This is a genomic window from Streptomyces sp. Ru73 (assembly GCF_002920575.1).
Lineage (GTDB): Bacteria > Actinomycetota > Actinomycetes > Streptomycetales > Streptomycetaceae > Streptomyces.
This window is the reverse complement of the sequence record NZ_PQSQ01000154.1, coordinates 1-11,384: the sequence shown is the minus strand read 5'-3', so window position 1 is coordinate 11,384 and position 11,384 is coordinate 1. Positions and strand designations below refer to the sequence as shown.

Here is an 11,384-nt window from a genome sequence, read left to right as displayed (position 1 = left end):
GAACGCATGGCGGCCGAGGGAGCGGCGACCGGCACCCCCGACGTCACCGTCGGCTGAACGAACCCCCGACGGCTCCGTCGGCAGAACACAGAGGAGGGGGACCCAGCATGTCGATGCTCGAGTACATCCGGGAACCGCAGGACCTCAAGGAGGTGCCGGCCGAGCGCCTCGACGAGCTGGCCGCCGAGATCCGCCGGTTCCTCATCGAGGCGGTCGCCCGCACCGGCGGCCACCTCGGCCCCAACCTGGGCGTGGTGGAGCTGACCATCGCCCTGCACCGGGTGTTCGACTCGCCCGCCGACCGCATCCTGTGGGACACCGGGCACCAGTCGTACGTCCACAAGATCCTGACCGGCCGGCAGGACTTCTCCAAGCTCCGCGGCAAGGGCGGCCTGTCCGGCTACCCCTCGCGCGAGGAGTCCGTCCACGACGTCATCGAGAACTCCCACGCCTCCACCGTGCTCGGCTGGGCCGACGGACTGGCCAAGGCCAACCAGGTACTGGGCAGGAGCGACCACGTCGTCGCGGTCACCGGGGACGGCGCGCTCACCGGCGGCATGGCCTGGGAAGCGCTCAACAACATCGCGGCCGAGGACCGGCCGCTGATCATCGTCGTCAACGACAACGAGCGCTCCTACGCGCCCACCATCGGCGGCCTCGCCGACCACCTCGCCACGCTCCGCACCACCGACGGCTACGAACGCTTCCTCTCCTGGGGCAAGGACGTGCTGCACCGCACGCCGGTCGTCGGCAAGCCGCTGTACGAATCGCTGCACGGCGCGAAGAAGGGCTTCAAGGACGCCTTCGCACCCCAGGGCATGTTCGAGGACCTGGGCCTGAAGTACGTCGGCCCGATCGACGGCCACGACATCGCGGCCGTGGAGTCCGCGCTGCGCCGCGCCGCCCGCTTCCACGGCCCCGTACTGGTGCACTGCCTCACCGAGAAGGGCCGCGGCTACCGCCCGGCGCTGGAGGACGAGGCCGACCGTTTCCACACGGTCGGCGTGATGGACCCCCTCACCTGCGAACCCGTCACGCCGCCCGGCCCGCCGTCCTGGACCTCCGTCTTCGGCGACGAGATGGTCCGCATCGGTGCCGAGCGCCCGGACGTGGTGGCGGTCACCGCGGCCATGCTGCAACCCGTCGGCCTGGGCAAGTTCGCCGCGGCCTACCCGGACCGGATCTGGGACGTGGGCATCGCCGAACAGCACGCAGCGGTCTCCGCCGCCGGCCTCGCCACCGGCGGCCTGCACCCGGTCTTCGCCGTCTACGCCACCTTCCTCAACCGCGCCTTCGACCAGGTCCTCATGGACGTCGCACTGCACAAGTGCGGCGTCACCTTCGTGCTGGACCGGGCCGGCGTCACCGGCACCGACGGACCGAGCCACAACGGCATGTGGGACATGTCCATCCTCCAGGTCGTGCCGGGGCTGCGGATCGCCGCGCCGCGCGACGCCGACCAGCTCCGCGCCGAACTGCGCGAGGCGGTCGACGTCGACGACGCGCCGACCGTCGTGCGCTACCCCAAGGAGTCCGTCGGCGAGCCCATCCCCGCGCTGGAACGCATCGGGGGAGTGGACGTCCTCGCGCGCGGCGACCGGCAGGACGTCCTGCTCGTCGCGGTCGGCGTGATGGCACCGGTCTGCCTGGCGGCGGCCGACCTGCTCGCGGCGCGCGGCATCGGCGCCACCGTCATCGACCCCCGCTGGGTCAAGCCGGTCGACCCCGAGATCCCGCGGCTGGCGGCGCGGCACGCCGCCGTGGCCGTCGTGGAGGACTCCAGCCGCACCGGCGGCGTCGGCTCGGCAGTCGGCCAGGCGCTGCGCGACGCCGACGTGGACCTGCCGCTGCGCACCTTCGGCATCCCCGAACAGTTCCTCGCGCACGCCAAGCGCGGTGAGGTGCTGGCCGACATCGGGCTGACCCCGGCGGAGATCGCGGGCCGCATCGCGGAGAGCCTGCCCCGTACGGAGGACCGCGCGGCCGTCGCGGCAGTGAAGGAGAACAACGACGCATGAGCGGATTCGACCTCACCAAGCTGCTCGCCGAGCGCGGCGCCGAACGCTACGACCTGCACGCCAAGTACCTCAACCACCAGCTCCCGCGGATGCTGCACACCATCGGCTTCGACAAGGTGTACGAGCGGGCCGAGGGTGCGTACTTCTGGGACGACGAGGGCCGCGACTACCTCGACATGCTCGCCGGCTTCGGCGTCATGGGCCTCGGCCGGCACCACCCGGTCGTCCGGCAGGCGCTGCACGACGTCCTGGACGCGGGCCTCGCCGACCTCACCCGCTTCGACTGCCCGCCGCTGCCCGGCCTGCTCGCCGAGAAGCTGCTCCGGTACGCGCCGCACCTGGACCGGGTCTTCTTCGGCAACAGCGGCACCGAGGCCGTCGAGACGGCCCTGAAGTTCGCCCGGTACGCCACCGGCAGACCGAGAATCCTGTACTGCACGCACGCCTTCCACGGGCTGACCACGGGCTCGCTGTCGGTCAACGGCGAGGCCGGCTTCCGCGACGGCTTCGCGCCGCTGCTGCCGGACACCGCGATCGAGCTGGGCGACCTGGACGCGCTGGAGCGGGAGCTGAAGCGCGGCGACGTGGCCGGCTTCGTCGTGGAGCCGATCCAGGGCAAGGGCGTGCACCCGGCCCCGCCCGGCTTCCTGCGCGCGGCCCAGGAGCTGCTGCACAAGCACAAGGCGCTGCTCATCGCCGACGAGGTGCAGACCGGTCTCGGCCGCACCGGTGACTTCTTCGCGTACCAGCACGAGCCCGGCGTCGAGCCGGACCTGGTCTGCGTGGCCAAGGCGCTGTCCGGCGGGTACGTGCCGGTCGGCGCCACGCTCGGCAAGGAGTCGGTCTTCAAGAAGGTCTACTCCTCCATGGACCGGGTGCTGGTGCACTCCGCCAGCTTCGGCGCCAACGCGCAGGCGATGGCCGCCGGGCTTGCCGTCCTCACGGTCATGGAGGACGAGGGGATCGTCGCCGGGGTGCGGTCCACGGGCGACCTGCTGCGCGCCCGGCTGACCGAGCTGATCCCGAAGTACGAGCTGCTGCACGACGTGCGGGGCCGCGGTCTGATGGTCGGCATCGAGTTCGGCCGCCCGAAGTCGCTGGGGCTGCGCGGGCGCTGGACGATGCTCCAGGCGGCACGCAAGGGGCTGTTCGCGCAGATGGTCGTGGTCCCGCTGCTCCAGAAGCACCGCATCCTCACCCAGGTCTCCGGCGACCACCTCGAAGTCATTAAGCTCATTCCGCCGCTGATCATCGGGGAGCCGGAGGTCGACCGGTTCGTCGAGGCGTTCGCGGCCGTCATGGACGACGCCCACACCGGCGGCGGCCTGATGTGGGACTTCGGGCGGACGCTGGTGAAGCAGGCGGTCGCCCACCGATGAGCGCATGACGGGGGTGGACGGTGGCCGCACCGACGACGGTACGGGCCGTGAACGCGATGACGGCGCGCTGGGCGCGGGCCGCGGCGGGGGACGGCGGCGCCCAGCGCTCCACCGTCCTCACCGCGGCCGGCGTCTGGCCGCTGCTGGCCCTGCTCGCGGGCCCGGCACACGGTCCGGCCCGCGCGGAACTGTCCGCGGCGCTGGGCGTGCCCGCCGAGTCCGCGACGGCGGCGGGCCGTGACGTCCTCGCCGCGCTGGACGCCGCACCCGGCGTCCGCGCGGCGCTCGGCCTGTGGACCCGCCGCACCCTGGAGCTGCGCCCGGAGTGGCGCGACGCGCTGCCGCCGGCCACCCACGGGGAGCTGACCGGGGACGCCGAGGCGGACCTGGCGGAGCTGAACGCGTGGGCGGCGCGGCAGACCGACGGCATGATCGAGAAGATGCCGCCGGTCGTCGCCTCGGACACGCTCTTCGTGCTGGCGTCGGCGCTGGTGGCGCGGACGACCTGGCGGTGGCCGTTCGGCGATACCCTCCTCGTCCCGCAGACCGGGCCGTGGCGCGGGCGCCGGCTGGCCGGTCTGCTGCGTCTCGATCCCCTGGGCGACCTCCTCGCGGTGCACGGCACGCCGTACGGCCCGCTCACCCGGCTGCGCGTCGAGGGCGACAACGGGCTCGACGTCCACCTGCTGCTCGGCCCCGAGGACCGTACGGCGGGCGAGGTGCTGGAGGCGGGGATCGCGGCGCTGGAGGGGGCGTACGCCACGACGTACGGGGACGGGCTGCCCGAGGGTGACGGGGTCGCCCCGGGCGTCACCGTCACCACCGTGCCGAGCCGGGACGAGAAGCCGGCCCTCAGGATCCGCTCCGTGGCCTTCACGGTCGACGCCGAGCACGACCTGCTCGGCCACGCGCCGCTGTTCGGTCTGGAAAGCGCACAGCAGGCCGCGCAGGGGCATTTCCCGGGGATCAGTGCCTACCCGCTGGCGATCTCCGCGGCCCGGCAGTCGGCCACCGCGACCTTCGGCCCGCTGGGCTTCCGTGCCGCTGCGGTGACCGCCATGGCGGCGGCGCCCGGCGGCGCCCCGATGACCCCGCCGTACCAGGCCCGCCAGGTCGAGGCCCGCTTCGACCGTCCCTTCGGCTTCCTGGCCGTACAGCGGGCCACGGGCCTCGTCATCGCGGCGGGCTGGGTGGCCGACCCCGGCACGGTCTGAGGACCCGCGGAGGTCAGTCCTCCAGCAGCTGCGCCCGCAGCCGGCCGCGGGTCTCGGGCGTGAGCTTCAGGCCCTCGGTGAGGTACGCCTCGGTGGAGCCCCAGGTGGACTCGATGGTGTCGAAGGCGGCGTGCAGGTACTCGGCGCGGGCGTCGAAGAGCGGCGCCAGCAGTGCCATGACCTCCTCGGACATGGCCGCGGCCGAGCCGCCGGAGCGGCGCACCTTGTACCGCCGGCGCGGGTCGTTGGAGATCAGGTAGTCCGCCTCGATGGCGTCCCGCTCGACGCCCACCGCGAGCAGGGTGACCGCGATGGACAGGCCCGCGCGGTCCTTGCCGGCCGCGCAGTGCATCAGTGCCGGCACGCTCTCCTCGGCGAGGGAGTGCAGCACCCGGCTGTGGTCGGCGGTGCGGGTCGTGATGATGTGCCGGTACGTGCGGGCCATCCGGCCGGCCGCCTGGCCGTCGCCCAGCGCGGCCCGCAGCTGCTCCAGCTCGCCGTCGCGCACCATCGCCCAGAACTCCGCGCCGTCGGCCGGGTCGGTCAGCGGGATGTTGACGTTGCGCACGCCGGGCAGCGTGACGTCGGGGCCCTCGAGCTTGATGTCGGCGGCGTTGCGGAAATCGAAGATGGTGTGCAGGCCGAGGGTGCCGAGGAAGGCGGCGTCCGCCTCCGTGGCGTGCGCGAGGTGGCCGCTGCGGAAGAGCCGCCCGTGCCGCACCCGCCGGCCGTCCACCGTCGGCAGCCCGCCGACGTCGCGGAAGTTGCGCACCTCCGCGAGCAGGGGCTCGGTCGACTGGACCTGCGGCTGCTGCTGCGTCGTCACGGGCGCACTCCTTTGTACGTCGGCCGCCGACGCTGCTCGTCGGCGAGCGGGCTGGTTCGACCATACGGCACTGGTGCAATAGGCAACTAGCTCGCTCGGCCACCTGTTCTGACCGGATGGGTCGCTATGACGTCGCAGTTCCATCGGGTCGGGTGCGTGCGGCGTCGTTCGGCGCCTCTTTCCGTCCGTGTCGGGTGGGGATGCTTATTCCGACTTGGACAGAATTTGACTGAGTGGCGATCATCACCACCCGTCAACCCCTGGTTACGGTGGCGTAGGTCACTCCTGAAGGTGAAGTATGTCCTGACGTGGCAGAGGATTCGAAGAAGATAAGCAGCAGCGAAGGTGGCTCGATCGGGTCGTACGCAGCCGTCGGGGACAGCTTCACCGAAGGCGTCGGCGACCCCGGTCCGGACGGTACGTTCATCGGCTGGGCCGACCGGCTCGCGGTCCTGCTCTCCGACCGCCGCCCGGAACACGACTTCCGGTACGCCAACCTCGCCGTGCGGGGCCGCCTCCTGGACCAGATCGTCGCCGAGCAGGTGCCGCGCGCCAAGGAGCTGGGGCCCGACCTGGTGACCTTCTGCGCCGGCGGCAACGACATCCTCCGGCCCGGCTCCGACCCGGACGCCGTCGCCGAGCGTTACGCCGCCGCCGTCGCGGACCTCAAGGAGTCGGTCGGCACGGTCCTGCTGTGCACCGGCTTCGACACCCGCGGCATCCCCGTGCTCAAGCACCTGCGCGGCAAGATCGCGACGTACACCGCCCATGTGCGGGCCATCGCCGACCGGTACGACTGTCCGGTCCTGGACCTGTGGTCGCTCCGCTCCGTGCAGGACCGCCGGGCCTGGAGCGACGACCGGCTGCACCTCTCGCCCGACGGGCACACCCGCGTGGCGCTCCGCGCGGCCCAGGTCCTCGGCCTGGACGTGCCGGCCGACCCGGACCAGGCGTGGCCCCCGGAGGTGCGCAGCGCCGCCGACACCCGCCGCGAGACCATCCACTGGGCGCGCGAGCACCTGGTGCCGTGGATCGGGCGGCGGCTGCGCGGCGAGTCCTCGGGCGACCACGTGACGGCCAAGCGGCCCGAGCTGGCGCCGTTCGAGGTCGACGCCGCACTCGTGCAGGCGGTCGTCCCGCCGCAGGCCGGCGTCCGCGCCCCGTCGGTACTTCCGTAGCGGGCCGGCTCCGGTCCCGTACGCGGGTCGGCCCCGCTAGTACGCGAGGTCGGCCCAGACGACCCGGCCCCGGCCGGTCGCGGCGGGCCGTACGCCCCAGTCCTCGGAGAGGGCGCCGACCAGCAGCAGGCCGCGCCCGCACTCCCGGTCGCGGCTCGGCGGCAGCGCCTGCGGCCGGGAGTCGCTGTGCCCCTGGTCGGTGACCGCCACCCGCAGCCGCGCGCCGTCGAGGGTGAGCTCGCAGCGCACCCGCTCGCTGTCGGTGTGCCGTACGGCGTTGGTGAACAGCTCCGAGACCACCAGCTCGGCGTCGTCGCGCACCTGCTCGGTGGCGCCCCATTCCCGCAGCGCGGCGGTGACTCTTCGGCGGGCCTCCGGGACGGAGGTGCGCAGCGCCGGCAATTCGAAGGCGTCGCTGAGGAGTTCGACGGCGACACCGCCGCATCCCCTTAACGATGCCGCGTTGTGGGAGGAAGGCACTCCGCAACTATGTGCGATGTTGCACAAGCTTGGCAAGGATCAATCTGCAAATTGCAGAATCGACATCGCAGTCTGTTCACACTTCTGATGGCATGACACACTGCTGATCACGCACTTCAGTTGGAGGAGATCACAAGTGGTGGACGCACGGTCGGGAGGTGCCCCGACCGTCCTGCGGGTTGTCCTCGGCAAGAGGCTGCAGGACCTTCGAGAGAAGGCCGGACTCACCTTCGAACAGGCCGCCGATGCCCTGGACGTCACGCACGCGACCGTCCGCCGCATGGAGAAGGCCGAGGTTGGCCTCAAGATCCCGTACGTGGAGAAGCTGCTCGCCACCTACGGCGTCACCGACGCCGAGGAGAGCGAGACCTTCATCGCCCTCGCCCGGGAGGCCAACCGCCCCGGCTGGTGGCACCGCTTCCGCGACGTCCTGCCCGACTGGTTCAGCGCCTACGTCAGCCTGGAGAGCGCCGCCAACCTCATCCGCGCCTACCAGCCGCACTACGTGCCCGGCCTGCTGCAGACCGAGGGGTACGCCCGCGCCGTGCTGCGCGCCGGCATGCCGCACGCCGCCGTCGAGGAGATCGACCGCTCCGTCGACCTGCGCATGGAACGCCAGTCGCTGCTCCGCCGCGACAACGCGCCGATGCTCTGGATGGTCCTGGACGAGACGGTGCTGCGCCGCCCGGTCGGCGGCCCCGAGGTCATGCGCGAGCAGATCGACCGGCTCATCGAGGCCACCGAGCTTCCCAACGTCCGGCTGCAGGTCATCCCGTTCGCCGCCGGCCCGCACCCCGCCATGTACGGGCCGTTCCACATCTTCCGGTTCCCCATCCCGGAACTGCCCGACATCGCGTACGCGGAGAGCCTGGTCGGAGCGGTGTACTTCGACCAGCGCGGCGACGTCTCGCAGTTCCTGGAGGCGCTGGACCGGATGTGCGCGCAGGCCGCGCCCGCACACCGCACCGCAGCCCTCTTGAGTGGCTTTCGCAAGGAGATCTGAACCATGGATCGCATACGCATCTACAACGGCATGCCCGCCAGCGAACTGGGCAGCGAGGGCTGGCACAAGCCGTGGAGCGGCGGCAACGGCGGCGAATGCGTCGAGGCGATGAGACTGCAGGACGGCCGGGTCGCGCTGCGCCAGTCCACCGACCCCAACGGCCCGGCGCTGATCTACACCCACGGCGAGATCGAGAGCTTCATCAGGGGTGCCAAGGCCGGTGAGGCCGACTTCCTGCTGCACGCGGCCCCCTGCGGCTGCGGAGAGGTGCGGACCGCGTGAGCGACACCCTGTTCCCGGCCGGCCACGGCCCCGCCGCCGAGGACCGCGGCTTCGCCCTGGAGGAGATCGACACCAGCCGGCCGCACCCGGCCCGGATGTACGACTACTACCTCGGCGGCTGGGACAACTACGAGGTCGACCGCGAGGCCGCCGACCAGGTCATCCGCGTCCACCCGCAGGTACGCGACAGCGCCCGCGCCAACCGCGCCTTCATGCGGCGCGCCGTCCGGGACGCGGCCGGCGGCGGCATCCGGCAGTTCCTCGACCTCGGCACGGGCATCCCCACCTCGCCCAGCACCCACGAAGTGGCCCGCGAGAGCGTCCCGGACGCCCGGGTCGTCTACGCCGACAACGACCCGATCGTCGCCACCCACGCCGACGCGCGGCTCACCTCCGCGCCCGGCACCGCCTTCGTCCTCGGCGACGTCCGCGACCCGGCCGCGCTGCTGGCGGCCCCGGCCGTCCGCGCGCTGATCGACTTCGAGGCGCCGGTGGCCGTGCTGCTCGTCGCCGTCCTGCACTTCCTGCGCGACGACGAGGACCCGGCAGGCGTGGTCGCCGCGCTCGCCGACGCGCTGCCCGCCGGCAGCCGCCTGATCCTCTCGCACGCCACGGGCGAGCCGTACGAGGAGTACGCGGAAGGCCGGACCGACGTGGCGGCACGCGACGGCGTCCTGGACGTCTACAAGAACGCCACCGCCGCCCTCAGCCTCCGCGACAGGGCCGAGGTGGAACGGCTCTTCGGCCCCTTCACGATCCAGGAGCCCGGCGTCGTCCGGGTCCCGCTGTGGCGCCCGGACGGCCCCGTGCCCACCGCCGAGGAGATCAACAACACCATCTTCTACGGCGGGGTGGGCATCAAGGAGTGACCCTCACGGGGTGACGCTCACGGGGTGAGCGAGGGAGCCCGCAGTTCAGCGGCGGGCTCCTCCTCTTCCGCCGCGGCCGCCAGCAGCTCCTCCGCCGTGATGAGCGCCGTGTGCGTGCCCTCCGACGTACAGGCGTGCGCGCCAGCGAGCGTCCCCAGCCGGGCGCACTCCTCCAGGTCGCGCCCGGCCAGCCGGCCGTGCAGGAAGCCGCACACGAACGCGTCGCCCGCGCCGTTGCTGTCCACCACCGGCGCCGACGGCACCGCCGCCGGCACGTGCCGCGGGGTGGAGTCGTCCGGGGTGAGCAGGTAGGCGCCGCCCGCACCCGCGGTCGCGATCACCGCCTCCGCCCGGCCCTCCTTGAGGATCTCCCGCATCACCGCGCCGATCCGCTCCCCGGCCCCCGCAGCGCTGAGGAACACCAGGTCCGAGCGGAGCGCGAACTCCCGGTGGTGGTCGGCCAGCCCGTCCCAGTCGTGCAGATCGGTGGAGACGGGGACGCCCAGCTCGCGGATGTCGTCGAACAGGAACCGCGCGAAGTGCATGATCGACAGGTGCACGTGCCGCGTCCTGCGCAGGTACGGGAGGTAGTGCTCCGCCGGCATCCGCAGGTCGAGCGGGTCCCTGCCGTCGTAGAAGGACGTCCGCCGGCCGTCCGGGGAGACGAGGTTCACCGCGCGGCGGGTCCCGTGCGGGGAGATCATCGGATCGAAGTCGACGCCGGTGCCCCGCAGCCGCTCCTTGACCAGCTCACCCTCGTGGTCCGCGCCGATGAAGTCCACGAACGCGGTGGACAGTCCGAGCGCCGCACAGCCCAGCGCGACGCCCGTGCCCGTATGCCCGGCCCACTCCCGGATCGGCGGTACGGCGAAGGAGTCGGCCTGCGGTACCGGCAGCGCGCCGACCCGGACGATCGTGTCCACACCCGATCCGCCGACGACCAGCACGTCGTACGGCTGAGTCGGCCGGGTGTCCTGCTGGAATCCCTGCTGGAATGTCACAAGTGTCCTTGAATCCCTGGCTGGTGAAACCGATGACGGCCCATCGGGGGCCGCTCCGGGGAGTGTAGACGCCACACTCCCCGCGCAACGGCAGGTCACCGCCCCGTCACTCCCCGGGACGCGCTCCCGGCCACCGCCACCACCGCTTTCCGGACAGCCCCCGCCCCGCACCCGCCCCACCCGGCCCGTCCGGCGGCCCGCGCCCGGGCCCGCCGCTCAGCTCGTGCCGCACGCGCCCGCCGGGTGCCGGACGCGGCACCACTTGGCCGATACCCGATGCCCCGCGCGGCCGGGGGATGATGGGCACATGGAGGGCGAGACGGACGGACTGTTCCCGCGCGAGGTGTTCCCGCGCGAGCGGACGGAGGTGGCACCCGGCGCGGTGCACGTACCGGACTGGCTGGACGCGGCGGAGCAGCGCGCACTGCTGGCCGCCTGCCGGGACTGGGCACGGCCGCCGGCCGGGCTGCGGACCGTACGGACCCCGGGCGGCGGCGTGATGTCCGTCCGCCAGGTGTGCCTGGGCCGGCACTGGAGCGCGGTGCCGCGCTGCCCCGACTGCGGCCGCGCCGCCCGCGCCAACCCCGACTGCCCCGGCCACTCCTACCCGTACGCCTACACCCGCACCGTCGTCGACGGCGACGGCGCGCCCGTGAAGCCCTTCCCCGAACGGCTCCGCGCGCTCGCCGCCCGCGCGCTGCGCGCCGCCTACGGCACCGGGGACGCCGCGGCGCCGTACGCGCCCGACGCGCCGTACGACATCGGCCTGGTCAACTTCTACGACGGCACCGCCCGGATGGGCATGCACCAGGACATCGACGAGCGCTCCGCCGCGCCCGTGATCTCCCTCAGCCTCGGCGACACCTGCGTCTTCCGGTTCGGCAACACCGAGACCAGGAACCGGCCCTGGACCGACGTCGAGCTGCGCAGCGGCGACCTCTTCGTCTTCGGCGGCCCCTCCCGGTGGGCCTACCACGGCGTGCCCCGCACCGCGCCCGGCACAGCCCCCCGCAGCGCTCGGCCTGAAGGGCCGCGTCAACCTCACCCTCCGCGTCGGCGCCCTGGACCGCCCGGCCGCCCGGCCCTGAAAACCGCGTGCGCCCCCGCCGCACCCCGCGGCACGCTGGACCATGG

Annotated in this window: 9 protein-coding genes and 2 pseudogenes; 8 read left to right on the top strand and 3 right to left on the bottom strand. The window is 72.9% G+C overall.

The features are described from left to right. The first annotated feature begins 107 nt into the window (after positions 1–107). From dxs to C3486_RS35035, 3 genes are read left to right on the top strand one after another with little or no spacing between them, the layout of a single operon-like run. Positions 108–2,018, top strand: coding sequence for a 1-deoxy-D-xylulose-5-phosphate synthase (gene dxs / locus C3486_RS35045; RefSeq protein ID WP_103836906.1), 1,911 nt, complete (start codon positions 108–110; stop codon positions 2,016–2,018). Continuing rightward, complete coding sequence (locus C3486_RS35040; protein WP_103836905.1) at positions 2,015–3,397, top strand: aspartate aminotransferase family protein; 1,383 nt, start codon at positions 2,015–2,017, stop codon at positions 3,395–3,397. Before dxs ends, C3486_RS35040 begins: the two co-directional genes overlap by 4 nt. 56 nt (positions 3,398–3,453) lie before the next feature. After that, positions 3,454–4,611: a serpin family protein gene (locus C3486_RS35035; protein WP_103836909.1), complete on the top strand. Its 1,158-nt coding sequence runs from the start codon at positions 3,454–3,456 to the stop codon at positions 4,609–4,611. A gap of 13 nt (positions 4,612–4,624) precedes the next feature. Here C3486_RS35035 and C3486_RS35030 read toward each other — a convergent pair whose 3' ends face one another. Next, positions 4,625–5,437, bottom strand: coding sequence for a tyrosine-protein phosphatase (locus C3486_RS35030; RefSeq protein WP_258053190.1), 813 nt, complete (start codon positions 5,435–5,437; stop codon positions 4,625–4,627). A 308-nt stretch (positions 5,438–5,745) separates the two neighbouring features. On the opposite strand from C3486_RS35030, the pseudogene C3486_RS35025 reads away from it, so the two are divergent. After that, positions 5,746–6,537: pseudogene (locus C3486_RS35025) on the top strand (SGNH/GDSL hydrolase family protein); the annotation flags it as partial. Between the two features lie 114 nt (positions 6,538–6,651). On the opposite strand, the gene C3486_RS35020 reads toward C3486_RS35025, so the two are convergent. Next, positions 6,652–7,095, bottom strand: coding sequence for an ATP-binding protein (locus C3486_RS35020; protein WP_258053189.1), 444 nt, complete (start codon positions 7,093–7,095; stop codon positions 6,652–6,654). A 136-nt stretch (positions 7,096–7,231) separates the two neighbouring features. Here C3486_RS35020 and C3486_RS35015 point away from each other — a divergent pair, with 136 nt between their 5' ends. Genes C3486_RS35015 through C3486_RS35005 form a run of 3 tightly spaced genes read left to right on the top strand, consistent with a single transcriptional unit; the run spans position 7,232 to position 9,249 of the window. Next, positions 7,232–8,098 (top strand): helix-turn-helix transcriptional regulator, encoded by an 867-nt coding sequence (locus C3486_RS35015; RefSeq protein WP_103836901.1) that lies wholly within the window; start codon positions 7,232–7,234, stop codon positions 8,096–8,098. A 3-nt stretch (positions 8,099–8,101) separates the two neighbouring features. Further along, positions 8,102–8,380 (top strand): DUF397 domain-containing protein, encoded by a 279-nt coding sequence (locus C3486_RS35010; RefSeq protein WP_103836900.1) that lies wholly within the window; start codon positions 8,102–8,104, stop codon positions 8,378–8,380. Then, positions 8,377–9,249, top strand: coding sequence for an SAM-dependent methyltransferase (locus tag C3486_RS35005; protein WP_374936962.1), 873 nt, complete (start codon positions 8,377–8,379; stop codon positions 9,247–9,249). Before C3486_RS35010 ends, C3486_RS35005 begins: the two co-directional genes overlap by 4 nt. Before the next feature lie 17 nt (positions 9,250–9,266). Here the strand turns inward: C3486_RS35005 and C3486_RS35000 are convergent, their stop codons facing one another. Continuing rightward, positions 9,267–10,193, bottom strand: coding sequence for a carbohydrate kinase family protein (locus C3486_RS35000; protein WP_103836907.1), 927 nt, complete (start codon positions 10,191–10,193; stop codon positions 9,267–9,269). A 364-nt stretch (positions 10,194–10,557) separates the two neighbouring features. On the opposite strand from C3486_RS35000, the pseudogene C3486_RS34995 reads away from it, so the two are divergent. Continuing rightward, positions 10,558–11,338 (top strand): annotated as a pseudogene (locus tag C3486_RS34995) (alpha-ketoglutarate-dependent dioxygenase AlkB). The last annotated feature ends 46 nt before the right edge of the window (positions 11,339–11,384 follow it).